The following is a 26,363-nucleotide window of genomic DNA, read 5'->3' on the forward strand; positions in this document are numbered from 1 at the left end:
AAGCCCTCACCATTAGCATTACTGCTTGTTTACAATTCATTTACAAGTGGTAATGTGAATCTGCAAAGGGAAGCAACTAATGCCAACAGTTATCAATCGACAAAATATCAACCAATTTATTGGCCACCAAGCGCAGCCAACGGATTGGTTTGAAGTCAAACAACAACAGATCAACCAATTTGCTGACTGTACGCTTGATCACCAATTTATTCACGTTGACGTAGAAAAGGCCAAAGCGACTCCTTTTGGAAGCACCATCGCCCATGGGTTTTTGTCATTGTCGATGCTGTCTCATTTTGCCGAGCAGTTCAGCGTGCTGATTGATGGTTTTTACATGGGGCTTAATGCCGGTTTCGACAAAGTGCGTTTTTTACAGCCCGTTACCGTTGATAGTCGCATAAGAGCCCATGCAAAAATATTATCAATTGAAGAAAAAAAGCCCGGCCAATTTAGGTTATCTACCGAAGTGACGATTGAAATCGACGGCGTTGATACTCCCGCACTAGTGGCTGAGTGGATCTCAGTACAAATGGTGAAGTAAACAATTTGTTCATTAAAAACAATGATAACAGTTAATCAATAAGGTATTTAGGCGAGATTATGACAATCAGTTTTGAAGGTAAAGTTGCGATAGTCACCGGTGCAGGAAATGGTTTAGGGCGGTCTCATGCGTTGGAATTAGCCCGCCGTGGTGCCAAAGTTGTGGTTAATGATTTAGGCGGCGCCCGTGATGGCAGTGGTGCGTCAAGTGCAGCTTCACAAGAAGTCGTACACCTAATTGAAGCAATGGGCGGCGAAGCCATGAGCCATGGGGCTAATGTGGCTGATTTTGCCCAAGTAGAAGATATGGTTCGTCAAACCATGGATCGTTGGGGCCGGGTTGATATCTTGATTAATAACGCCGGCATTTTACGGGACAAGTCATTTACTAAAATGTCGCTTGATGACTTTAAATTAGTGATGGACGTCCATGTGATGGGCAGCGTTAACTGCACTAAAGCCGTCTGGGACATTATGCGTGCCCAAAACTATGGTCGCATTGTGATGACCACCTCATCAAGTGGCATGTACGGAAACTTTGGTCAATCAAACTATGGTGCAGCAAAAATGGCGGTTTTAGGTTTGATGAATACCTTAGTGCTTGAAGGCGCCAAAAATAACATTCTTGTAAATGCGTTAGCGCCAACGGCTGGTACCCGAATGACCGAAGATTTAATGCCAGAAGAGATCATTAAGGCATTTGCACCCGAAGCCGTTACCGCCGGAATGCTCACTTTATGTGACGACAACGCACCAAATCGGTTTATTTTGTGCGCAGGAGCCGGTGGTTACTCTAGTGCCAGCATGTTTGAAACCGAAGGCTGCTTTATTCCTCAAACCGCGCAAAATCCAGAAACCGTTCGCGCTAATTGGGACGAATTAACAGCATTAGATGGTCAAGCCTCTTTGCTGTCGGGAGCTAAGCAGGGCGAGAAGTTTGTTATGAAGGCAATGGCCTTTATGAAAGCGCAGCAACAACAGTAGTTTTAACCGCACTGAACCTAAATCAGCCTTATAACAACTAAAAATACAGGAATTGTCATGAGAGAAGCCGTTATTGTATCTGTTGCTCGTACGCCAATAGGTAAAGCCTACCGTGGTGCATTTAATGATTTATCAGCCCCAACACTGGCAGCGTTTGCTGTTAGCGCTGCAGTAGAGCGAGCAGGCATTGATCCTAGCGAGATTGATGATTGTATTTTTGGCGCCGCATTAACTCAAGGTAACCAAGGAATGAATTTTGGCCGTCAAGTGGCAATGGCTGCCAAGCTTCCGGTTTCAGTACCTGGCATGACAATTGACCGCCAATGCTCGTCTGGATTGATGTCAATTGCCACTGCGGCCAATCATATTGTTTGTGATGGCGCCAATGTGATTGTAGCTGGCGGCTGTGACTCTATCAGTTTGGTACAAAACGATAACATGAATATGCACCGCGCCGTTGACCCAAGCGTTAAAGCTTATCGACCAGCGATATATATGCCAATGTTAGATACCGCCGAAGTGGTTGCTTCGCGCTACCAAGTCTCCCGTGAAGTGCAGGATGCCTACGCATTAAAATCACAGCAGCGAACGGCTGCAGCGCAACTGGCTGGAAAGTTTGATGATGAAATCGTACCGGTTAGCTGTACCAAATTGGTCATGGACAAAGCCACTGGCGAGGTGAGTAAAACTGACGTTACCTTAGCTAAAGACGAAGGTAACCGACCATCAACTAATCTAGACGGCCTCGCTGGGCTAAAAGTGGTTAAAGACAATGGCACCATTACCGGTGGTAATGCCTCGCAATTATCCGATGGTGCAGCAGCTGTCGTTGTTATGGAACGTGAGTTAGCAACCCAACGCGGTTTAACCCCATTAGGTGTGTATCGTGGCCTTGCGGTTACCGGTTGTGAGCCAGATGAAATGGGTATTGGCCCTATTTATGCTATTCCTAAACTACTCGAACGTAATGGACTAACCATGGACGATATTGGTCTTTGGGAAATTAATGAAGCCTTTGCCGTACAAGTACTTTACTGTGCCCAAAAGTTAGGGATCCCTGAAGAAAAACTAAACGTTAATGGTGGCGCTATATCAATAGGTCACCCTTATGGCATGAGTGGTGCGCGAATGGTTATGCATGCGTTATTAGAGGGAAAGCGTCGCGGTGTTAAATTTGTCGTGATTAGTATGTGTATTGGTGGTGGCCAAGGTGCAGCAGGCCTATTCGAAGTACTTTAAGTTTTCATCATAATAATAAAAGAGGAAAGCATTTTGGAAAAAATTTGGCTTGAAAAGAGTTATCCACCAGGGGTTGAGTTTGAAATCAATCCTGATAAATATCGTTCATTAGTTGAGTTGTTTTTTAAATATTCTAAGCAATTTAAAGATAACACCGCGTTTATTAATATGGACGCTAGCCTCAGCTACCAAGAGTTGGCACAACAAGCAACTGATTTTGCCGCGTACTTACAACAAGATCTTGGTCTGGTTAAAGGCGACAAGTTTGCCATTATGATCCCCAATACGCTGCAATATCCAATTGCATTGTTTGGGGCTCTCATTGCCGGCTTAACCGTTGTTAACGTTAACCCGCTATATACCTCTCGCGAGCTACAACATCAGCTTAAAGACTCAGGTACAAAGGGAATTCTAATTCTCGAAAACTTTGCCCATGTACTTGAAAAAGTCATTAATGACACTGAAGTACAACATGTTGTTACCACAGGGGTAGGCGACCGCTTAGGTATGCTTAAAGGAAGCCTTGTTAATGGCGTACTCAAATACGTTAAAAAACAAGTGCCAGCCTACGACTTACCCAATGCTGTAAAATTTAACAGTGCCATGCTAAAAGGCAGTAAGCTGACATTGACTCCGGTTGACGTTATCGGCAGTGACCTGGCATTTTTGCAATATACAGGCGGCACCACTGGACCGTCAAAAGGTGCCATGCTAACTCATCGCAATATGGTGGCCAATTTAGAACAATCTAACGCCGTGACCCGCAATGTATACGAAATAGGCAAAGAGATCATGGTTACTGCGTTACCGCTCTACCATGTGTATGCGTTAACTTCTAACTGTTTATGCTTTATCCCTTTTGGTGGAACTAACTTGTTGATCACTAACCCTCGGGATATGGACGGTTTTGTCAAAGAATTAGCTAAATACCCCTTTACTGTGATTACCGGCGTCAACACCTTATTCAATGCGCTATTACATACTCCAGGGTTCGATAAAATTGATTTTAGTACTTTAAAACTTGGATTTGGCGGTGGTATGTCAGTACAGCGCCCGGTGGCTGAGCTGTGGGAAAAAGTGACCGGCAGTAAATTGCTTGAAGGTTATGGCTTAACAGAATGCTCTCCCTTGGTCACAATGAGCCCGTATAACCAAGAAAGCTACAACGGCAGCATTGGTATTCCTGCCTCATCGACCGACATTAAGCTACTCGGCGCTGACGGCGAAGAAGTTGGTTTTGGCGAACCGGGGGAAATGTGGGTAAAAGGCCCACAAGTTATGAAGGGTTATCATAATCGTCAAGATGCAACCAATGAAGTACTTGTCGACGGTTGGCTTGCCACTGGGGATATCGCAACGATGGATGAAAATGGCTTTTTTACCATTGTTGACCGTAAAAAAGACATGATTATTGTCTCTGGTTTTAACGTGTTCCCAAATGAGATCGAAGAAGTGTTGGTGTCACACGAGGGGATTTTAGAGGCCGCTGCCGTTGCCGCACCAAGTGAAACCACTGGCGAGACCGTTAAGGTGTATGTTGTACGTACCGATCCTGATTTGAACGAGCTAGATGTGATAAATCATTGCGCTGAATTACTGACCAATTATAAGCGCCCAAAAATTATAGAGTTTATCGACGAATTGCCAAAATCTAATGTTGGTAAAGTATTGCGTAAACAGCTTAGGTAACGCATGAGCCTATCACGATCATTACAGATAGTTAGGATGTTAACAATACAATATGTTAGACATTTACGCAGGTGATACTGCATTAAAAATCATAAAAGAAAAAGGGTTTAATCAAGCTATATTTAACAACTTTTTGGGCGCCAGTGGTGGGCCCAAATGGTTTGTTTTATATGGGCTAGATAAATATATGTTTGGTGAATTCTTTAAACAACGCCAACAGCCGTTAAACTTGGTCGGTTCCAGTGCCGGAGCCTTTAGAATGGCTTGTTTTGCGCAAAAAGACCCAGTATCTGCCATTGAAAGACTCGCTAAAAACTACAGCGAAACTATTTACACTGACAAGGTAAATACCCATGAAATAACCACAAAAGCACGCGCTTTACTCAATTTTTTGTTTGACAAAAATGGCGCAAACGAAATTATTAATAACCCCATATTTAGAGCTCACTTCATTGTGGCTAAATGTCATGGTTTAGTTGCCTCTGAAAACCAATTGCTGTTAAGTTTAGGGTTATTAATGAGCTTTTTACGTAATAGTGTTGACCGTGGCTTGCTTAAGAACCAATACCAACGGCACATTTTTCAGCATCATTCTAGTCAGTTACAACTACATGATCCTGACCAAATAGACACTACACGTACAACCTTAACTGAAGCCAACATCAAAGAGGCATTATTAGCCTCAGGTGCCATACCACTGGTGATGCAAGGGATAAAAGACATTGCCGGCTCTCAGAGCGGTATGTTCCGAGATGGTGGGATAATTGATTACCATTTTGATATCGAACTCGACGGGTTAACCCTGTACCCGCATTTCAGTTCAGCTTTAAAAGCGGGTTGGTTCGACAAAAAATTATCGAGAAAGGTTAAAGCCAAACACTATGACAAAACGGTATTAATTTGCCCGTCGCAACAATTTATCAATTCTCTTCCATATCAAAAAATTCCAGACCGTAGTGACTTTACTCAATTGCAGCCCCTGCAACGGTTGCGATACTGGCAACAAGTCTTTGCAGACAGTGAACAACTAGCTGACGCGTTTAGAACATTTAACCAGCAACAAAATATCAGCAGTATAAAAAACATCAGCCAATTAGTTACCTAACTTATAAGAGAATAATCATGAGCACCTTTAAAGCTATTAATTTAATCGCCCGACCACATGGTGGCCCAATTGGCCATGAGCTGTTTGAAGTTGTGACTAAAAACATACCAGAAGTAGCACAAGGCGAGTTTTTAGTTAAGCAAAACCATATGTCACTCGATCCTGCCATGTTTGGTTGGATGAGCCCAGATACTGAAAGTTACATACCGCCCGTTGATCTTGGTTCAGTGATGCGCAGCTCAGGGATAGGTGAAATTGTAGCGAGTAACCACCCTGACTTTAACGTCGGCGATCGTGTGATGGGGATGATGGGTTGGCAAGAGTACTTTTTAAGTAATGGTAAAGGGTTAAATAAAGTGACAGCGCCATTACCTGATGAAGCCATTTTGTCGGTATTTGCCTTACCAGGGCTAACTGCTACGCAGGGGCTATATAGCATAGGAAAACCACAAAAAGGTGAAACCATAGTGGTATCAGGCGCTGCAGGATCTGTTGGCTCAATTGTAGGCCAGTTGGCAAAAGCAGATGGACTGACAGTAATAGGCATTGTCGGCAGTGAAGAAAAAGCTGATTGGATTGTTAATGAGTTAGGTTTTGATGGCGCAATTAATTATAAATCAGATGATATCGCAGATCAGTTAGAAAAAATGACCCCGCAGGGAATCGATGTTTATTTTGAAAACACTGGCGGCCCAATTCAGCACCATGTATTTGCCCGAATGAATGCCCATGGCCGCATTGCAGTTTGTGGTTTAATTGCTGATTACCCAAAAGCTACGCCTGACTTAGCTCCTAACTGGATCCCTATCATTAAAAAGCGCTTAACCGTGCAGGGCTTTACTATGCCAGATCATTTTGGTGACGTGCCAGCGTTATTGGCTAAGTTAACACCCTATGTAATGAAAGGTCAGATTAAGCATCGCGCCCATGTGTTAGATGGCCTAGAGTCGGCAATCACCGGCTTAAACTTATTTTTTACGGGTGAAAATAAGGGGAAGTTAATTGTCAAAATTTAGGGCTTTATTGAGTCATTTAAGACCTAAGTAAAAGATAAGTTTAAACCAGCAGTAACTACAAATTATTGATAACTCGCCTATTAATTTGTAAGGTCAAGGACAATACGTTAGCCCTGCAGTGGCTAACATATTTAAAATTAAAAATGGACATTATCATGAGCAATATATTAATTAACAAAATGGTACCGATAGTTGCATTGTCTTGCCTGTGTGCTTTTTCGGTCAATGCTGACAAGACCATTGCGTTAACTCCGACGGAGGTGGTTACTGAATCAATTTCTGAGGCTGTTGAGGCTGTTGAGGCTGTTGAGGCTGTTGAGGCTGTTGAGGCTGTTGAGGCATCGATTAAAACCACTACTGCTGTGGTTGTCAATGAAAATAGCTTTACTTGTATTCGAGACATGACTCCAGTGAGGCACTTTTACGTTGATAACCTACTCGGAAATATAGATGGTACGTTAGCTGCTGCAAATAACCCCAAAGGAGCTAAATACCCTGCAGGTTCGGTAGTGCAACTAGTTCCATCAGAAGTCATGGTAAAGCGTGAAGCTGGAACATCACCAATTACTGGTGACTGGGAGTTTTTTGAATTAGCTGTAAACGAAAGTGGTTCAACTATCGCCAAGCGTGGCTTTGTTGATGTTAACAATCGTTTTGATGGCAATTGCTTTGCTTGTCATTTACCTGCACGCGAACCCTGGGACTTTGTGTGCGAGTCAGGGCATGGTTGCGAACCAATTCCTATTGATCACAGTATAACTGGTGCACTGCAACGCTCCGACCCTCGTTGTGGTGAACCGGTTCCTCAATCAGGTGATTGGACTGCACTGTTAAAACTAAAAACCATGGTCACCATTGGACTTACTAAAAAATGGTTTGAAGAACTATTTTAACTATTGCGGCGATACCAGCAATAACTATCACCACTCCCATGACTGTGTAGTCATATTTAGTGGTGATAGCTATTTACTCGGTAAAGCTCTATAGCAGTAGTCATCGTCAACAAGTTCGTGTTTTAAACAGCAACAGCGGTACTGTTTATTTGCTTACCACTTGAGGTAAATATAATGAGCGAAATTAACACCCATTATCGAAATTGTAATATTTGCGAAGCCATGTGCGGCTTAGAAATAAAATACCAAGATAACAATATTATCTCTATTAAAGGCGATCAACAGGACCCTTTTAGCAAAGGTTATCATTGCCCAAAAGCTATGGCACTAGCAGATTTTTATACCGATAAAGACCGCTTAAAAACGCCAATAAGGCGTACTGATACAGGTTGGGAAGACATCTCGTGGGACGAGGCCTTTGAGGAAATCACCGAGAAATTTAAAAGCATACAGCAGCAACATGGTAACAATTCACTAGCGGTCTATTTAGGTAACCCCAACGCGCATAGCTTGGGAAACTCCATTTTATTAAAACCTTTTACTAAATCACTTGGTACTGTCAACCGTTACAGCTCTGCTTCTGCCGATCAATTGCCGCATCATGTTGCGTCTAATTTTATGTTTGGTGCCGGCATGCTGATCCCTGTGCCTGATATTGATCGCACTGATTTTATGCTCATCATTGGTGGCAACCCCGTGGTTTCAAATGGCAGTATGATGACTGCCCCTAATGTTATTGGTCGTATTAAAGCGATTCAACAACGTGGAGGCAAAGTTGTAGTAGTTGACCCACGCCGCAGCCGTACTGCAAAAATTGCAGATCAACATCTATACATTCGGCCAGAAAAAGATGCTTTACTGCTGTTTGCCCTAATTAACCGCGTGTTTACGACTAATAAGGTCAATTTACGGCATTTAGCTACCAAGGTGGAAGGCCTTGATGAACTTGCACTAATTGCTAAGCAATATAGTGCCAAAGTTGTAGCTGATTTTGTCGGTATTAGTGCTGACAGCATAACCACTTTAGCTGATGAGATGATGGCCGCAGATTCTGCCGTGTGTTATAGCCGTATGGGCGCGTCTACCCAAACTTTTGGTGGTTTATGTTTATGGTTGACCAATGTGCTAAATATCATTACCGGTAACTTTGACCGCGCTGGTGGTGCAATGTTTCCACAACCCGCGTTTGACTTACTGCGTAATCACACTCGGGGTCATAAAACATCATTTGGGCAACGCCAATCTCGCGTTCGAAAATTACCGTTTTTTAATGGTGAATTCCCAGTATCAACCCTTGCAGAAGAGATCCAAACTGAAGGTGAGGGGCAAATCAAAAGTCTCATCACTATTGCTGGTAACCCCGTGTTGTCAGCTCCCAGTGGTAATAAGCTAGCTCAGGCATTTAAATCATTAGACTATATGGTTTCAGTAGACATCTATCTTAATGAAACCACCCAATACGCTAATATTATATTGCCTGGTACTACAGGTGTCGAAAATTCGCATTTTGATATCTTTTTTAATTCATTCTCGGTACGTAATACGGTCAAATACTCCGCTGCCTTATTTGAAAAACAAGCAGAACAGCGAAGTGACTGGCAGATATTACAGGAAATTTCAGCACGCATGACCAACACTGTTGTTGAGACGTATACACCTGAAATGATCCTTGATATGGAACTCAAAAGCGGCCCTTATGGGGCTCAGGGCATGAGTTTACAAAAACTGATCGATAACCCACATGGCATTGATCTTGGCCCCTTAAAGCCTTGTCTTGATGAGCGAATAAAAACCGCTGAAGGCATGATTAATTTATTACCACAGCTGTATGTTGACGACTTACCTCGTTTAAATGCGATTATGGATAGCCCCATTACCGATCCACGTTATCCCTTTGAGTTAATAGGTCGCCGTTTGGTGAAGAGCCATAATACCTGGACGCAAAATTCTACACGTCTAGTCAAAGGCAAAAACCCCTGTACCTTAGAGTTACATCCACAAGACGCTGCAACACTTGGGATCAGCAAGGGACAAATGGTAAAGGTGAGCTCTCGCGTGGGTGAAATAATAATTGAAGCAGTAGTCACCGACGATATCTCGCAAGGTGTAGTGTGTATGCCACAAGGGTGGGGTCACAATCAAAAGGGTACACGCATGACAACTGCGGCTAAGCAGCCGGGCGTTAGTATGAACGACTTAACCGATGCCAATAAAGTCGATACGTTAACCGGCAACGCAGTGTTGAATGGTATTCCAGTTGCAATTAGTGTGGCTTAAGCTAAGGATTAACTCACTAATGAAATATTTCACACCATTAATGCTATTTATTGTCGGCTGGTTGGTCATTATGTTAACCGATTCTCTCAGCCAAATAGGCTTGTTCAATGGGTTGCTACAACTTGTGTTATTTACCTTTGTAGTTTGCATTCCCACATGGCGCACAGGCCGAATGTCATATGTGGATATTGGCTGGCCTTGGGGCTTAACCTTGGTTGGCTTATTAACTTGGTATTTTGCTGAAGGTAACAGTATTAGGGTCGCCGTTGTCAGTATTGCCTATATCTTTGCTGGTAGCAGAATGGGACTCAGCGCGCTGAATATGTGGCGCTGTGGTCATTTAGACACTGAACTACCACGATATACCTACCAACAACGACGATGGCAAAAAGCAGGGAAAACCAATACCGCGCTCGCTATGCAAGTAGAAGCAATTATACAAGGTCTAGCAAATGCATCATTTTTGGCGCTACCTGCCTTTATTATTGCAACTAACACTGCGAGTAGTATTTCAATTTTTGAAATTATCGGCATTGTCATTTGGTTTGGTGCCTTTGCAATGGAGACCATAGCAGATGTTCAAAAAGTCACTTTTCTACGTGAAATGCAGCGGTTAAATCTGAAAAATAAGGTCTGTAATGTAGGTCTTTGGCGTTACAGCCGTCACCCCAATTATTTCGCAGAGTGGATGGTGTGGAATGGGCTGGTTATTGCCGCGATTCCGTCATGGATAACTTTGTATCAGCAAGAATCTTTTGTACTATGGCTATTGCTAGGTGTTAGTATTTTGTTAACGTCTCGATTGATGTATACCACGTAGTGTATTACACGGGCGCGGTGCCGTCAGAGTTCTACTCGGTAAACAAAAGGCCCGAATACAAAACTTATCAACAGACCACAAACCGTTTTTTGCCAGGCCCTATAAGAAATAGATAATTAGAACAATAAAAAGGATTTTTCATGTTTAAAAGCACCAATAACTACATTGCATCCGATGACCTGACTATGGCTGTAAACGCCGCAATCGCACTTGAGAAACCGCTTTTGATCAAAGGTGAACCGGGAACGGGTAAAACTCAATTAGCCGAAGAGTTAGCTGCATCGCTCAACTGCAAGTTGTACCAATGGCACATCAAGTCAACGACCAAGGCACAGCAAGGCCTGTATGAGTATGATGCAGTATCTCGTTTACGTGACAGTCAGCTAGGTGACGAACGTGTACACGATATTGGTAACTACATTGTAAAAGGAAAATTGTGGCAAGCATTCGAAGAAGAGCAACGTCCCATTTTACTGATTGATGAAATAGACAAAGCCGACATTGAGTTCCCTAATGATTTGCTGCAAGAACTCGATAAAATGGAGTTCTTCGTTTATGAAACTCAGCAAGTTGTAAAAGCTAAACATCGTCCTATTATCATTATTACTTCTAATAATGAAAAAGAGCTGCCAGATGCCTTTTTAAGGCGTTGTTTTTTTCACTACATAAAATTTCCAACCAAGGCCGAAATGGCAAAAATCATCGATGTGCATCACCCAAATGTAAAACAAAACCTATTAAAGCAATCTCTAGAAGTGTTCTTTGAACTGCGTGATGTCAATGGCATTAAGAAGAAGCCGTCAACTTCTGAACTAATCGACTGGCTCAAGCTGCTGATCGCAGATGATATTGCTCAAGATATCCTACTGAATAAAGACACAGACATTATTCCTTTGTTTGGCGCACTTCTAAAAAATGAGCAAGATGTGACTCTACTTGAAAAGCTATCATTTATGAGCAGACGTAACGGGTGACCTAACAGTGTTTATTGACTTTTTCCTTACCCTTAAAAAACATAAAGTACCGTGTAGCCTGCGCGAGTTACTAGACTTAATTGCATTGCTTAAACAAGGCGTTGTTTTTGCTAATGTAGAAGAGTTTTATAACCTTGCAAAAATTGTAATGGTTAAAGATGAGATCCATTACGATAAATACGACAATGCCTTTGCTGAATACTTTAATGGGATCCAAAATATTGATGTGTTTGACAAAGTATTGCCTGAAGAGTGGTTAAGAAAAGAATTTGAAAAGCAGCTATCGCAACAAGAAAAAGACCAATTAAAGTCACTAGGTGGCCTAGAACAACTAATGAAGACGTTAAAAAAACGCCTCGAGGAACAAGAAAAACGTCATGCTGGCGGCAATAAATGGATCGGCACGGGGGGCACGTCTCCCTTCGGTGCTTATGGTTATAACCCTGAAGGGATCCGAATTGGGCAAGACAAAAACCGTAACAACAGCGCGGTAAAAGTGTGGGATAAAAGAGAGTTTAAAAATTTCAGTCAAGACCGTGAACTTGGCACCCGCAATATTAAGCTTGCTTTAAAAAAGCTGCGTAAATTTGCCCGCACCGGTGCCAGCGAAAAATTGGATATTAATACTACCATTCGCTCTACCGCACAAAATGGTGGTTTGCTCGATGTGCACATGGAACCTGAACGACACAACGCTGTTAAAGTGCTGATGTTTTTTGATATTGGTGGTTCTATGGATGAATATATCCATACCTGTGAAGAGTTGTTTTCAGCGGCACATAGTGAGTTTAAGCATTTAAAGTTTTTTTACTTCCATAACTGCCTATACGAAAAAGTTTGGCAAGATAATCATCGCCGTTATCAAGAAACTATCGATCTGGAAGAGGTGATTAGAACATTTAGTGCAGACTATAAGGTCATTTTTGTAGGAGACGCTACTATGGGACCTTACGAGATCATTGCGCGAGGCGGCAGTGTCGAGCATTGGAATGATAAGCCTGGAATTGAATATATGAATCGGTTGCTGTCACACTTTAATAAAGTGGCTTGGTTAAACCCACAACCTGAAGCACATTGGAGCTATCACCAGTCTATTGAGCTTATCCAGAAACTTGTCAACAATAACATGTTTCCATTAACCGTTGACGGCATTGGCAGAGCCATTAAAGAACTCAGTTAGTCGTGCTAAGTTGAGTGTCAACATAAACGCATAATACTGTTTTTATATACCGTGACTGTCATTTTAAAATTCACCCGAATATAACTTTAGTTCTAAATATGTATTTGTTGGTGACAACTGGTATGACACAGGGGCAAGCGGGTAAATAAGAGTGGATTATCATCGATGAAGGCTCTTGTAATACCGCGTCTATACTCTTGATGCATTGTGAACATCACCTTAGTGGTGCATCTTTGTAATGGCAACATAGTTGCCAAAAAATATAGCGCAACTTGCTACTGGTAAAATGAGCAACACCGCGTACTTGAACTATAACTAATGCATCACTGCTGGTGGTAATATAAGTTTTCAAAAAGCCCCCTTAGTAAAGCGGTATTGGCAGTTATTATTGGGTCTGCTAGGCGACTATTAACTTGCTCAAAGCTACCAATATTAGGATTGATAAATTGTTATTAATGAATAATGGCTGCTTATTGAGCTATAAAGCAGCCGCAAACTGATTGCGACCTGCAAAAGTTGAAGAATCATCAAATAAAGTCTATAGATCTAATCGAAGATACGGAAATCGACTTCGTTTTGGCACATTTCAACAATGACACCAAACTGATTTTTCCAGATTAAAGTTGTCATCCGATTTATTGAAACAACACTCGTAGTAATGAAAAAGGGCGTTTAATCGGTTAGCTGGAAGTATCTAACTTACAGCTCTGCATGGGTTACCTGCAGATAGATTCATGTATTACGCCTAATTTTAACTGCCGTTGTGCAATATACCGTAGATAGCTTAGATGTTATCAAGGAGCAATCAACAACGAGACGTTAGGTTAGTTGTAGCCAAACTATAGGTTTACTGATTATGTTTGAATTGCTTTATACAAGTGTTTCCCCTAAGGGGTTATCTGATTCTGATCTAAAGGATATTTTAGAAAAAGCTCGCGCAAAAAATCTACAATTTGGAGTCACTGGAATGATGGTTTATCACGACAGAGAAATCATGCAGATTTTAGAAGGTGATAAAAAGGAAGTACAAGCATTGTTTCAAACCATTTTTGAGGACGATCGTCATACCAGTGTTGAGGTGTTCTACCAAGGTGATATTAAAAACAGAGCTTTTTCGGAGTGGTCAATGGCGTTTAAAGCATTAGATAAAAATATGATCCAAACGATCACCGAAGGCTATGAAGGCTTCGACAAAAATATATCGCCGATCAGCATGATGAAAGACAGTCCTAACCGAGGCAAAAAAACATTTATTTCGCTCAGAGATATTTTTTAAACTCATCAAAGTTCAATTTTAGTATTTACCACACTTGAGTCGCTGTTAAGCCCTCTGGATCTAGGCTTAATAGCGACATAGCTTACAGCTATAAAACAGTACAACTTTTAAGTTAAGTTTTTGTCATCGAAGGTTAAAATTTTAACCGTTTTTACTCTACAAATTATCGGTAAAAAATTTCACTACACTTGTTTCAGCTTTAATTGTGTCGTGCTGCCATAAACGTGTGTGTCGGCCACCTTGGGCTTGCCAAAACTGTTTAGGCTGTTGTGCGGCGGAATACAAACGCTGACCGTGACTGAAATCGACGGTTTCGTCGGCAGTCCCGTGCATAATGTACACAGGACGAGGGGATATTTGGCCAATATAATTTTCTGCATGGGTTTGAGCAACATTAACATTACCTCGCCATGCAAACAGCTGTTCAACAATGGGTAATAAAGGGTATCGCGGTAGGCCATAAGAATTGCGCGCTTGATCAGCTAATACATCCATACTGTTAGCGTAGCCGCCGCTAAACACACCTACGCGAACGCGAGCATCTTTTGCCATCACAATAATGCCAGTTGTCGCGCCCATTGAAAATCCCATTAAGCCTATGCGAGTAATATGTTTGTCATTTTCTAGATAGTTAAGTGCAGCTACCACGTCTTTTTGTTCAAAATAGCCCATGGTCGAAATAATGGCTGGATCTTGTCGAGGATGTCGCATATCAAACGCTAACACATTATAACCGGCAGCAATTAGCGGTTTGGCGTAACGCATGCCCTCGGTTCGGTTTGCGCCGCGTCCGTGTACCAGTAAAATGGCTTCATCATGACTAGATGAAGCCATATACCAACCGGGTAGGGTAAAGCCGTCTTCACTGGTAAAACTCACCTCTTCAAATGCAATACCTTGGGTACTAGGGTCGCCACAAAACACGTAATGTTCAGGGTTACAGTCATAAACACTTAAATGCAGGATGACCGTTGAAAAGTACCAAGCAACAGCCAATAAGCTAATAGCTGCAATAAGGGTGAATGCCAGCAATGTTTTTTTTATCATTTTCAGGCTTTTTGTTGTGGTTAAAAAATACTAGATGGATCCAGTTGTGTTAACTCGTCAAACTCAGGGGCGCGATTTTGCGCTTTAGCTTTGAAAGTTTCCATCATGTCGTTTTGCGGTTGAAACATGCCACTTTGCCATAACGCAATATAATCTAAGCTGTCGGAAACACAATGGTCTCGCGCATAATTTATCATCTCTTTACAGCCCGACACAGCTAGTGGTGAACGCGCTGCAATATCAGCAGCAACGGCCATTACCGCATCAAGCATAGCTGCTTGATTTTCATAAACATGATTTACCAATCCTGCTGCTTTTGCTTCATCTGCCGGCATTCTTCGGCCAGTGTAAGCTAACTCTTTAACTAATCCCATAGAGATAAGTTTGGGTAAACGCTGCAACGTACCTAAATCGGCCGTCATGCCCAGCTTAGTTTCTTCGATGCTAAAAAAAGCATCTTTAGTACAGTAGCGACAATCGGCGGCACTGATCATATCAACTGCGCCGCCAATACAACCGCCTTGTATTGCCATTAATACTGGCATGCGGGCTGCCTCTAATACGTTAAAGCAAGCTTGTAGTTTTAATACTGAGCGGCGTAATTGCTCATGTTTGCGCGCAATTTCAGTATGCTCATTGCTTTTGTTTTCAGTAAATACGGCAAGGTCCATACCTGCACAAAAATGCTTACCTGTTGAAGAAATAACAATGACACGCGCAGCTGCCTGATCGTTTATTTCATTAATAACCGCAGGGAAATCTTGCCAAAAATCGAGGTTCATCGAATTAAATGCGTCAGGTCGGTTTAACGTGATATGGGCAATTTTGTTGTCAACGGTAACAGATAACGTGTTGTAGTTATTTGATAGGCTCATAACTGAACTCCTAAATATTGAGGGTACTTTTAGCATCCAATTCAATTGCAGTATCTAGCGATGCCAATATGGTCTGCCTTTCTTTAAGTTTGGTAGCGTGGTGTGCAGCCATATTTAATTGAAGCATCTGCTTAGCGACGGTTTTGGCGCTATCGAGTAACTGTTCTTGGTCAACAACAACAACGTCTAGAAACCCTGCTAAGACTGCTGTTTCTGGGTCAAATAGTTCAGCGTTAATTATGGCGCGCGTAAGGTAATTACGCGGAATACGGTTGCGAGCCATTTCTATGCCGGCATAATGCATTGTCATGCCAATAGCCACTTCATTTAAACCAATTTTATAATTACCAGCACAACCTAGACGGTAGTCACAGCAAAGCATTAAAAATGCGCCTTTAGCAATGGCATGACCACTACATGCACCAATTATAGGGGTAGGGAAAGCCAGCATTCTGCGGGCTAGCTTTGATCCTTTAGTGACCAGCGCTATGGCGTCATCAGAGCTTTTAGACATTGTTTTAAGGTCAAAACCGCCAGATAAAATCCCTGGTTGGCCGGTTAGAATAACAACAGCGCCGTCTTTTTCAGCTTGATCTAACGCGCTGTTAACTTCGGTAATCAATTCAGGTGATATAGCATTTACTTTGCCATTTTTTAAGGTAATGACATGTACATTATTGTCGATAGCTACACTGATAAATTCCATTTTTTACCTCTACATCATTTATTATTGTTCTTGTTTTATACAGCAATAAAAATAAATTAACAGGGTTTATCCATGTTTTGCAGCTATAAGATATGCATCACGTTTTTGTATATTTATGAGATAGTTTTTTATGTTGTTTTTGTCATTAATTAACTTCAAACTCACTGCAATCTCTAACATGATGGTCATCATTATATCCGCGGCTGTAAATGACTCTCCGGCGAAGTAGGGCTGATTTTCAAGATACTTATTGATATAGGTAAAGTCGACGTCAATTTCTTTAGCTATGTAGCGTGTTAATGGGCTAGAGCCCTCATTAGGCTCTATTTGCAATAATAGTGACGATATTACCGGTAACGATAAAGACCCTTCTGCAAAGTGTGACCACTCAAGGTAGCGGTAATATTGTGTGGTATTAATTGCTGGCCTTAACTGATTGGCGCCAGCGTTATTGAGTATGTACTCCAGTATTGCCCCAGATTCACAAATAGTGATGTCGCCATCTACCATCATTGGTGCTTTACCCAGCGGGTGGATCGCTTGCAAACTTCTTGGCGCTAAATGCGATATAGGATCACGCTGGTGCGTTACCACATTGTAGGGTACGCTCAGCTCTTCCAACAACCAAATGACTCGCTTTGAACGTGAACGTTTTAAATGGTGGACCGTAATCATAAGGCATTGTTTCCGTGTAGTTTAGGATTTAATTTACGCTTAATTTTAGTGTTTAAAATGCGTACTAATATGCCTGCAGTAAATAGCATGATTAAGGTGTATATAGCGGGAGTAAATGACATTTTATAATTGGCTAATAAACTCAGAGCCATAAACATCGATAGGGTACTATTTTGTAAGCCAACCTCAATGGTTATGGATGTCCTTTGCGCCATATTTAGACCACACCATTTACTGGTGTAATAGCCAAGCGCCATAGTTGATAAGTTAAGCAGTAATGAAACTGGCCCCGCTGCAATAAAAGCATCGACGACAATATCTTGCTGAATGTACGTTAAAAATATTATCAGTAATGTAAGAAACAATATGCCAAATTTTGAGACATATACTTGTGTGCTATCCGCAAGCTTAGGCAGATAGTGCTTAATTGTCATGCCAACCATGATTGGGACAATGGTTAATTTCATTAGGCTAATCATGGTGGTAATAATGGGTAATTTAAATTCATTACCAGCCCCCATAAAGTGCAGCAAAGACCAATTGAGAATAATTGGAATAGTAAACACCGTTAATACGCTAGCAATTGCAGTCATCGTTACCGATAACGCCACATCGCCTTTGGCTAAATGGGAAAACATATTAGAGGTGGTGCCACCAGGGCACAGTACTAATAACATAACACCAACGGCAAATTCAGGTTCAAGTGGCATAATGTTAGCTAATGCAAAGCCTATTATTGGCAACAATATCAGTTGATTACTCAAGCCTACTGCAGCAGCTTTGGGGTATTTTAATACCCGGTTAAAGTCTGCAGGGATCAATGAAAGCCCCATTCCCATCATAATCAGAAATATACAGACAGGGATCACCTGCGTATTTACAAATGTTACTAATTCAATGCTTTCCATTATCACCTCTGCTATTAGCTTATACTCGTAACCCGCAATGAATTGCAGCGCAAAGTTAGCTGTAAACTAGTTTGCTGTAACGCAGATTATGTGCCCGACAGAGGCGTCTGCAGTGCCCGCCAAAATACGTTGATACACAGCATTTAAATCATTTAGATTGGTTGTAAGGTCAATACTTATTGATGCACGGCAAAAGTCGATATAAGCCAGCATTGATCGACTTACTTGTGCCATGGTGACTGCAGCGCCCCATTGGGCAGAGCGTTTTTGTAATTGGGTCGGTGCAAAGAAAAACTCAGGTTTTGCACCTGGTAAGTTATCAATACTAAAGCTGTTATTTAAGTTAACATCGGTGTGCTGGGTTACTCCAATACGGCAGGAGTAACGTAAGTTGTCAGCAAAATGTTGATGGACAGCGCTAAGCGTGGATTGCCCTCCAGCCATATCAACCAAAATTGACGCCACACTGCTGTCGAGTGTGTGGATGTCAGCGTAACTGACAACGTGGTCATAACAGCCTAGAGAGCTTACAAATGAGAGGTTAGCTTCAGAGGTGATAGCTATAGCGGGTCTTTCACCACGTTGTTTAATGCTAAAGGCAAGCGCAATACTGGTTTTACTCGATGCACTCGTGATCAAGTATTGCTGCGCACCAAAATATTCATGGTCAAACATAAAATCATCGACTAACCATGACGTGGTGAATAACCCTCGCAATAATATGTCGTAATCTTCGTTTTTAACGCTATAAGAAAGGTTCTGCGTGACACGATCAAACCTTGAATATAAAGGGGCTAAACCGTCTCTGCATGGGCTAATGTCTGTAAAACCTGTTTTAGACACTTTACCTGCTTGGATTTTTACGTGTGACGCCATTGGCATAAAGCCCCACACTCTTTCACCCACTTGGATGTCGCAGCAGTTAGACTCAATAACATCAGCAAACCCCATCACGGGCAGTCTGCCCCACAATGCTCTGTCAGCGGCAAGGTCACAAGGGAAAAATTGCCAATAACCCAGTGCAGCCCCAGTTATGCCGTAGCTAATATTGTTTGCCGTTAAGGCAAATTTATCCACTTTTAGCAGCACTTCGTTTTCAAGCAAAGGTTGCGCTATGTCGAGCGGCACTATGCGAGTTTTATGTAACGCATTTTTTCCCACTTCAAACGCAAATGGGTGGTTGGTTGTACTGTTAGAAGCTGTCATGAAGCACCATAAAAAGTAAGTGGATGGAATTAGGTATACCAGTTATATAAAACTGTTAACGGCCTTGTTGATGTCATCTGAGACTTCGTGTTGTAACCAATGACTGCATTTAGGGAAACGTACCACTGTGCAATTAGTGACGTACTGTTCAATGCCATCGAGGTTTTCGTTAACAAAGGCGTCGTCTTGTTCGCCCCACAAAATAAGCGTGGGCACATGAATACGAATATTGGGTATTTTTATGTCGCTAAGTGATTTTAGCGGGCTTGCTGTGCTGGGCTGAACTGACTGTTGCTGAGTATCACTTGATGGCGCTAATTGCGGCATAGCACGGTAATACTGCAACATACCATTGATAGCGCCAGGCTGGCTCCACACCGCACGATAACGCGCTTTTATGGCGGCGGTGAATACACCTTCTTGCGGGCTGACCATCATTTTGTCACTTAAAAACTCAAAGTTATTGCAAGATAAGACTTGCTCACCAGAGCCACTGATTAACTGATGGATATACGCACTTTTTTTCATCTGCTGTGGATTCGTAACCATTTCGCGAGTAAACGTACTTGGGTGTGCGGCATTAAGGATAATCAGTTTTTTGACTAATTGAGGATGGAAAGCAGTTAAAGGCCAAGCAATTGCGCCGCCCCAATCATGGGCAATTAATATAACCTTTTGCTTAGGGCACATTTGTTGAATAAACGATGCAAAAAATGAAATTAGGTTTGGCACTGCGTAAAAACGTGTAACAACCGGTTTATCACTGAGGTTATAGCCGGGTAAATCGGGGGCTATAACTCGATACTGCTTTGAGAAATATTCAAGTTGATGACGCCAAGTTGCCCAATATTCAGGAAAACCATGTAAAAAAATAAGCGTGGTTAGGTCACCTTTTACCAAGGGTAAAGATTCTACATAATGAATGCTGACATCATCTATTAGGGTGAACTTGTGCTGTAGCGTCATAACTATCTCAATAATAAGGGGGAGGGTTAATCGAAAAATGCAACGGCATTGTCAAGCGATTCACGTTCAGTTCTGGTAGTGTTAACCACTGCAGTTTCGTCGGCATACCCAAATGACATTCCGAATAAAATGCCACGCTCTTTAGGTAAATTTAATGCCTTTTTTACCGGATCAGGAAATTGCCCTAATGCGCCTTGCATACAGCTAGCAATACCATGTTCACTCATAATGAGTGACAAGGTTTGGGCATAAATACCCAAGTCTACCGCGCCCATAATGTCTAAATATTTGTCCATCGTAAAAAATATGGCATGCGGAGCATCAAAAAACTGCCAGTTACGTAGCATCGCCATCTGGCGGGCTTTTTTGTCTCCTCTGGCGACGCCAATAGCGCTGTAAAGTGCATTAGCTGAACCGAATTGACGTTCACGGTGTATGCCAGTGTATTTGGCTAACCAGTTAAAGTCGGGATTTGGAGCTGCACCGCTCATTAAGGTTTCCATGAACTGCTGTTTAAGCAAGTCTTTAGTTCGCCCAGAGACCACGCATACTTGTGCCGGCTGAACATTACAGTTCGATGGTGCTAATTGCGCATGGTGTAAAATACTTTTTAATAACTCGGTCGGTACTGATTTATTAGTAAAAGCTCTAACGGAATGACGTTGTTTTAAAATCGATTCAATGTGCATATTTCACTCTATTGATTGGCTGATGTAGCTTGGGATGATAGAAGAAAAGCTGTTTGGTGATTAAAACAGGCTGAAGTTAACATGTTGACGTTAACCGCAGCCTATTTAAATTAAACCTTAGAATTCATACGATACCGTAGCACCGAAGGTTCGAGGTTGTGTTGGGTAACCATTAAAGCTGCCAGCCTGAATGGGAGTAGGGAAAGCGGAAAGTAGGTATTCGTCTTCCGTTAGGTTACGCACCCAAACTTGCAAGTTAACACCATTTTCAAAGCTTAGGCCTGCACTGGCATTAACTGAATTAACTTCACGAGTCAGTGAGTCAGGTACGTTTTCAGCAAGCTTAGTTTCACTTTCATAAAGGTAGTCTGCGCGAACATAACCGTATGAACCATTAGCCAATTCAAAGTTATACGCCACACCTGCTGTAATGGTTTGTTCATGGATCCCTGCAGGTTTTTGTCCCGATAGATCAACCGGGCCGTTTAAGCCTGTAGCACCAACAAATGAGTCATATATCGGGTCAAGGAACGTACCCGCTAACGTTACAGACCATTCGTCAGTTAGATTATACTTTGAGTCAAACTCAACACCTCTAGTGCTTTGTTTACCGGCATTTGCAAGCACAAAACCGGTGCCAACAAAGATTGAAGACTGAAAACCTTCAATCGTTTGGTCAAAGTATGTCGCATTAAAGGCACCATCTTCGAAACGTGCTTTAATCCCTACTTCATATACAGTGGCTTCTTCAGGTGAAGCATAGCGTCCGCCGTACGATTGGTTCACTTGTGCTATGCCAGCACTTTCAAGCGCGGCTTGATCTGAAGCAAATGGGTTAGTGTAACGAGACAAGTTCCACGATGAGGCTTTAAAACCGGTAGAGCCAGCGGCAAATAAGTTGACGTTGTCATTCACTTCATACGCTAATCGAAGCGACCAAGTGGTTTTACTGTCATCTGTTTTGTGTTTTTCTACCGAGTTGGGCAATTCAAGCATCGGCGGCAAGAACTGTAACCCTTCTAACACAGGAACCGCTGGCGCTAATGATGGTATATAACCAATTGGCACACCGTAAAGAGTGGGCTCCGTCGCTAAATCAATTTGCGACAACACATCAGTGTTAGTTTGCTCAATACTGATATCTTTTTGGTCATTAGTGTAACTAATACCAAAAATTGCAGTAAACTTATCAGTTATGTGATAGTCAAAATTTGCAAATAACGAGTAAGCTTCGTTATCTTGCTCAAACTCGGTGTTAATGGTGGACTCATTACTGAAAAATGAACCAGGTGCAATTCCGTACACACCCTCAACACCACCGAGTAAACCGGTAGCGCCGCCTGCGGCCATCAATACATCAAAGTAATTACGAATATCATCACCGTAGTATAGGGTGTCACCAGTAATGACTTCTTCCTTAAACAAATAGGCACCAAACATCCACTCAAGGTCTTGCTCAGCGGTCGATGTTAAACGTAGTTCCTGGGTAATGGTTTGAATTTCAGTGTGACCACTTTCATTGAGAATATCTAATGAAGTGTAATCAACATCATTGAAGTAACCCGAATCGTTATTACGTAAGGCCGTAATCGATGTAAATGAATAACCATCAAAATCAACGTCAACTTGTAGAGATATGCCACCATCTTCCACAAAATTATCGGGGTCGAAATTGAGGGCTGATTGATAAGCAAAATCATCTGTTTCGTCAATAACTATGCCACCAAGAGCGCGCACAGCAGCGGTCGTAGGTCCATTGATTGAGTTCTCAACTGAGCAACATGATTCTTCAATTTCACTGTAGTCAGCAATCAATCTAAATTTAACATCATCAGTCGGTTCATATAGTGCTTGACCACGGACATTCCAGCGGTCTTTATCATTGACTTCACTTAAGCCTACAACACTATCTGTGTAACCATCACGGGCGTGAAAGCCACCTGATAAACTGACTGAAAGTTTATCTGTCAGGCCATTAGAAATATATGCTTTAGCTGTTTTTTGGTTGAAATTACCAACGCCAAGTTCGACATTACCCTCTAAATAATTTGACGGCTCCATAGTGCGAACGTTAATCACACCCGCAGACGCATTTTTACCAAATAATGTACTTTGAGGGCCGCTTAATACTTCGACTTGTTGTAATCGCGGTAAATCACCAATTTGTGCCGCAGCACGAGAGCGGTACACACCATCAATAAACACACCTACCGATGGTTCAATACCGGTATTATTTGTTCCATTACCAAAGCCTCGAATTGAAAAATTGGTATTGGTTGACCGTTGTAAAGGCGTAACGCGTAAAGTTGGCACTAGGGTTTGTAGATCAGCTATGTCCATTGCTTTAGCTTGTTCAATATCTTTACCACTTACTACGCTAATCGCAACCGGTGACTCTTGTAATCCTTTTAAACGCTTTGAAGCAGTAACCATAATTCTTTCAATGTCTTTATTTGCTTCACCTGTATTTACTTCAGGGGTTTTCTCTGCCGCTTGAGATATATTTTCTTGTTCTGATTCTTGCGCATGAGCAGTTGAACTCAGCGCTCCAATTACGGCAAATGCGAGTATTGACTGTTTAAAAGTAGGTGTTTTTGTCTGTTGCATATAGTTCCCCGATACTGACTAATAGTTATTATTACCTGCTAGAGGATGACTTTAAGTTGTTGAACTAACAGGCATTGCTGACGCTTACGCGTTCTTTTTTGTAACTTGCAAAAATATATAACTTTGATAATTAGCATTGTTAAAAACTTCAAGGGCACTAAAAAGAATAAAATGTATTCTTGCTAGAGGTAACTACCACTTTAATTAACGTCTAATTGCAAAATCATGCTAATTGGTGCATTTAAATTAAACCAATCATTTGTTCTAATGGATGACTATTCATAAAAGTAATAACCTGATTAGTCATTCATGTGCTTAACCTGCATAAAAAATAAATTAAAATCAACAGTAAGTTTAATTAACTAAGTAGAGCAAACAATCTAAATCAAAATTATTAAATAGAGTTTTTAACCTAATTATGAAAATAAATGTGGCTACCTAAGAACTAGCATTTATATGAATTTTTAACAGCTGTAAATATTCATTTTGAAGTAAGTAGCCATCTATTACTTGGACTGTGCAAAATAATATTTTATATCAGCAGCGCTTTAGCTGTATTAACAACACGAATAGATGGTCATTAGTAATATGCACTTGGATAATAAATGTGATTAACCTAGCATTAACAATTGACGGGTTTGAACACCTGACGTATTAGCTACGACTGTACGCGACTTAAACACTGATAGAACGAGTGTAACCATAGATAATTACTTGGAGATCCACCATGTTGGAATATAAAGCCCCGATCCGTGATATTAAGTTTGTAATGCAAGAATTACTTGGTTGCGAGGCACACTATCAACGCTTAGGTTATCAAGACGCGACCGTGGACATGGTTGATGCCATTATTGCAGAAGCTGCAAAGCTGACCGAACAAGTTATTGCGCCGTTAAATCAGGTAGGTGATCAACAAGGTTGCACTTGGCACGAAAATGGTGTGACTACACCTGACGGCTTTAAAGAAGCTTATAAGCAGTATGTAGAGGGTGGTTGGCCAACGCTGTCTCAGTCAGAAGAGTTTGGTGGACAAGGTTTGCCGCATTCATTAAATATTAACATTTCCGAGCTGTTTTCAAGTGCAAACCATAGTTTTTCAATGTACCCAGGATTAAGCCATGGTGCACTAGCAACTATTGAAGCCCATGGCACAGCTACACAAAAACAACTGTTCATGCCAAGCTTAGTGGAAGGAAATTGGACTGGTACCATGTGTTTAACAGAACCTCACTGTGGTACTGATCTAGGAATGTTACGCACAAAAGCAGAATTAAACGAAGATGGTAGCTATTCATTAACCGGTACTAAGATATTTATCTCGGCTGGTGAGCATGATCTTTCAGACAATATTGTCCATATAGTTATTGCTCGTATACCGGGTTCTCCAGAAGGTAATAAAGGGATTTCGCTGTTTATTGTCCCTAAGTTTAATGTCAACCAAGATGGCAGTATTGCCGACAGGAATGGTGTTAACTGTGGTTCAATTGAACACAAAATGGGGATCAACGGTAATGCGACTTGCGTAATTAATTTCGACGGTGCAACAGGGCACTTAATTGGTAAACCCAATCGAGGGCTGAAATGCATGTTTACCTTCATGAATGCTGCACGCATTGGTGTGGCTAATGAAGGTGTTGCTGCCGCTGAAGCTTCATTTCAAGGGGCATTAGCTTACGCTAAAGACCGCTTACAAATGCGTTCAATAAGTGGTGTGAAAAATCCTGATGGACCTGCTGACCCAATTATTGTTCACCCTGATGTGCGTAGAATGTTACTTACGCAAAAATCTATCGCAGAAGGAGGACGAGCACTCATCTCATATTTGGCGCAATTGGTTGATATTGGTCATGCTGAACAAAATGTAGACATTAAAATCGATGCCGAAACAAAGCTAGCATTATTAACACCAATAGCCAAAGCATTCCTATCTGAGCTTGGGTTTGAAGCAACAAGTCATGGCGTACAAGTATTTGGCGGTCATGGTTTCATCAAAGAGTGGGGCATGGAACAGCTAATGCGGGACACAAAAATTAGCTGCATTTATGAAGGCACAACTGGTGTTCAAGCCCTTGATTTACTCGCTCGTAAAATTATAGGAACCCAGGGGGAAATACTAAAACCATTCTCAAAAGATGTTACAGCTTTTTGTCAACAAAACATGGCAGTTCCAGAAATGGCCGAGTTTATTCAACCCATCATGGCCTATGCAAAGCAGTGGCATGAGCTTACGGTCAGTATTGGGGCTAAAGCGTTGAAAAACCCTGATGAAATCGGTGGTGCATCAGTCGATTACTTAATGTTTGCAGGCTATGTCACCTTGGCTTACTTCTGGGCCAAAATGGCTAAAGTAGCACTGCAAAATATTGCAGAGGGTTCGGACGAAGCACCTTTCTATGAAGCTAAAATTAAAACGGCTCAGTTTTTTATACAGCGTATGCTGCCTAGGGCAAAAGGGCACGCGGCCTGTATTGAAAATGGTGTAGATTCAATGATGGCACTGGATAAAGACAGTTTTGCGTTTTAAACAACAAATTGCGAAATTTCTATTGCGTTTAGCCGTGCGTCACCGTTATTGATTAACGCTTTATAGCAATCGTAAACGTTTTCCGCAGTAAATTACTAAATTTGCTGCGGGATTATTTAATGAATTTGTTGGCGGTAAATGTCAGGCAAAAACAGTAAAGCGATTTC

Annotated in this window: 22 protein-coding genes; 13 read left to right on the forward strand and 9 right to left on the reverse strand. The window is 41.8% G+C overall.

The features are described from left to right. Window positions 1–79 precede the first annotated feature (79 nt). The 12 genes from RGE70_RS09230 (at window position 80) to RGE70_RS09285 (ending at window position 13,993) form a co-directional block, all read left to right on the forward strand. The gene (locus RGE70_RS09230) at window positions 80–541 is read left to right on the forward strand and encodes a MaoC family dehydratase (RefSeq protein WP_310471168.1); all 462 of its coding nucleotides are present in this window, start codon (window positions 80–82) and stop codon (window positions 539–541) included. A 59-nt stretch (window positions 542–600) separates the two neighbouring features. After that, on the forward strand, window positions 601–1,524 hold the full coding sequence (locus tag RGE70_RS09235; RefSeq protein WP_310471169.1) for an SDR family NAD(P)-dependent oxidoreductase: 924 nt from the start codon (window positions 601–603) through the stop codon (window positions 1,522–1,524). A gap of 57 nt (window positions 1,525–1,581) precedes the next feature. After that, window positions 1,582–2,763: an acetyl-CoA C-acyltransferase gene (locus RGE70_RS09240; protein ID WP_310471170.1), complete on the forward strand. Its 1,182-nt coding sequence runs from the start codon at window positions 1,582–1,584 to the stop codon at window positions 2,761–2,763. Between the two features lie 33 nt (window positions 2,764–2,796). Beyond that, window positions 2,797–4,452, forward strand: a complete 1,656-nt coding sequence (locus RGE70_RS09245) for an AMP-binding protein (protein WP_310471171.1) — start codon at window positions 2,797–2,799, stop codon at window positions 4,450–4,452. 52 nt (window positions 4,453–4,504) lie between these two features. Further along, entirely contained in the window at window positions 4,505–5,557 is a 1,053-nt protein-coding gene (locus tag RGE70_RS09250) for a patatin-like phospholipase family protein (protein ID WP_310471172.1), read from the forward strand. A gap of 17 nt (window positions 5,558–5,574) precedes the next feature. Continuing rightward, window positions 5,575–6,573, forward strand: coding sequence for an NADP-dependent oxidoreductase (locus tag RGE70_RS09255; protein WP_310471173.1), 999 nt, complete (start codon window positions 5,575–5,577; stop codon window positions 6,571–6,573). A 155-nt stretch (window positions 6,574–6,728) separates the two neighbouring features. Then, window positions 6,729–7,466 (forward strand): hypothetical protein, encoded by a 738-nt coding sequence (locus RGE70_RS09260; RefSeq protein ID WP_375087919.1) that lies wholly within the window; start codon window positions 6,729–6,731, stop codon window positions 7,464–7,466. 174 nt (window positions 7,467–7,640) lie between these two features. Then, window positions 7,641–9,743, forward strand: coding sequence for a molybdopterin-dependent oxidoreductase (locus tag RGE70_RS09265; RefSeq protein ID WP_310471175.1), 2,103 nt, complete (start codon window positions 7,641–7,643; stop codon window positions 9,741–9,743). A 19-nt stretch (window positions 9,744–9,762) separates the two neighbouring features. After that, entirely contained in the window at window positions 9,763–10,563 is an 801-nt protein-coding gene (locus RGE70_RS09270) for a DUF1295 domain-containing protein (RefSeq protein WP_310471176.1), read from the forward strand. Window positions 10,564–10,703: 140 nt separating this feature from the next. Next, a complete protein-coding gene (locus tag RGE70_RS09275) occupies window positions 10,704–11,537 on the forward strand; it encodes an AAA family ATPase (RefSeq protein WP_310471177.1) in 834 nt (277 codons plus the stop codon). Between the two features lie 7 nt (window positions 11,538–11,544). After that, a complete protein-coding gene (locus RGE70_RS09280) occupies window positions 11,545–12,717 on the forward strand; it encodes a vWA domain-containing protein (protein ID WP_310471178.1) in 1,173 nt (390 codons plus the stop codon). A gap of 856 nt (window positions 12,718–13,573) precedes the next feature. Then, a complete protein-coding gene (locus tag RGE70_RS09285) occupies window positions 13,574–13,993 on the forward strand; it encodes a BLUF domain-containing protein (protein ID WP_310471179.1) in 420 nt (139 codons plus the stop codon). Between the two features lie 156 nt (window positions 13,994–14,149). Here the strand turns inward: RGE70_RS09285 and RGE70_RS09290 are convergent, their stop codons facing one another. From RGE70_RS09290 to RGE70_RS09330, 9 genes are all read right to left on the reverse strand, one after another. Then, complete coding sequence (locus tag RGE70_RS09290) at window positions 14,150–15,040, reverse strand: alpha/beta hydrolase (protein WP_310471180.1); 891 nt, start codon at window positions 15,038–15,040, stop codon at window positions 14,150–14,152. A gap of 20 nt (window positions 15,041–15,060) precedes the next feature. Next, window positions 15,061–15,915, reverse strand: coding sequence for a crotonase/enoyl-CoA hydratase family protein (locus RGE70_RS09295; RefSeq protein ID WP_310471181.1), 855 nt, complete (start codon window positions 15,913–15,915; stop codon window positions 15,061–15,063). 10 nt (window positions 15,916–15,925) lie between these two features. Then, entirely contained in the window at window positions 15,926–16,621 is a 696-nt protein-coding gene (locus RGE70_RS09300; RefSeq protein WP_310471182.1) for a crotonase/enoyl-CoA hydratase family protein, read from the reverse strand. 66 nt (window positions 16,622–16,687) lie between these two features. Continuing rightward, window positions 16,688–17,296 carry a glutathione S-transferase family protein gene (locus RGE70_RS09305; protein ID WP_310471183.1) on the reverse strand — a complete coding sequence of 203 codons (609 nt, stop codon included), beginning with the start codon at window positions 17,294–17,296 and terminating at the stop codon, window positions 16,688–16,690. Next, a complete protein-coding gene (locus RGE70_RS09310) occupies window positions 17,293–18,204 on the reverse strand; it encodes a bile acid:sodium symporter family protein (RefSeq protein WP_310471184.1) in 912 nt (303 codons plus the stop codon). The genes RGE70_RS09305 and RGE70_RS09310 overlap by 4 nt, the downstream gene beginning before the upstream one ends. Before the next feature lie 66 nt (window positions 18,205–18,270). Next, window positions 18,271–19,410, reverse strand: a complete 1,140-nt coding sequence (locus RGE70_RS09315; RefSeq protein WP_310471185.1) for a DUF2855 family protein — start codon at window positions 19,408–19,410, stop codon at window positions 18,271–18,273. Between the two features lie 42 nt (window positions 19,411–19,452). Further along, complete coding sequence (locus tag RGE70_RS09320; protein WP_310471186.1) at window positions 19,453–20,376, reverse strand: alpha/beta fold hydrolase; 924 nt, start codon at window positions 20,374–20,376, stop codon at window positions 19,453–19,455. A 26-nt stretch (window positions 20,377–20,402) separates the two neighbouring features. Further along, window positions 20,403–21,065, reverse strand: a complete 663-nt coding sequence (locus RGE70_RS09325; protein ID WP_310471187.1) for a nitroreductase — start codon at window positions 21,063–21,065, stop codon at window positions 20,403–20,405. 117 nt (window positions 21,066–21,182) lie between these two features. Beyond that, a complete protein-coding gene (locus tag RGE70_RS09330; protein WP_310471188.1) occupies window positions 21,183–23,672 on the reverse strand; it encodes a TonB-dependent receptor in 2,490 nt (829 codons plus the stop codon). 727 nt (window positions 23,673–24,399) lie between these two features. Between RGE70_RS09330 and RGE70_RS09335 the strand changes: the two genes are divergently transcribed. After that, on the forward strand, window positions 24,400–26,196 hold the full coding sequence (locus RGE70_RS09335; RefSeq protein WP_310471189.1) for an acyl-CoA dehydrogenase C-terminal domain-containing protein: 1,797 nt from the start codon (window positions 24,400–24,402) through the stop codon (window positions 26,194–26,196). The last annotated feature ends 167 nt before the right edge of the window (window positions 26,197–26,363 follow it).

Origin of the sequence: Shewanella youngdeokensis, from assembly GCF_033180165.1 — a bacterium.
Classification (GTDB): domain Bacteria; phylum Pseudomonadota; class Gammaproteobacteria; order Enterobacterales; family Shewanellaceae; genus Shewanella; species Shewanella youngdeokensis.